The organism is Bartonella sp. MR168JLCBS, from assembly GCF_042194175.1.
In genome coordinates, this window is record NZ_JBHIMP010000334.1 from 458 (window position 1) to 748 (window position 291).

A 291-nucleotide genomic window follows, 5' to 3' on the forward strand; every position below is an offset into this window, starting at 1 on the left:
GTTAATGGCTTTCTATTATCAACTGACAAACCCTGCACCGTCTGTGGTGCCATGCCCCCTTTGTCTTCTTCAACGCCTTGGTTTCATCATTGCAGGTTGTGGGTTTTTATTCAATATTCATCTGAGGGTGAGAAAGATCCATTATGGGATGGTTATTCTTGGTTGTATGGTAATCTGTATCTCTGCCTCCAGGCAGATTTTTTTACAGATCATGCTAGGTGATCTTGGAGATGGTCCAACGCTCTTTGGGCTGCGTCTTTATATTTGGGCGTTCATTATTGCAGGTCTTTG

General features: G+C 43.3%; 1 protein-coding gene. It reads left to right on the forward strand.

Annotated features, from left to right (window positions below; translation table 11 throughout):
* On the forward strand, positions 1–291 hold a 291-nt coding region (locus tag ACFIK8_RS11255), incomplete at both ends, for a disulfide bond formation protein B (RefSeq protein ID WP_375669475.1).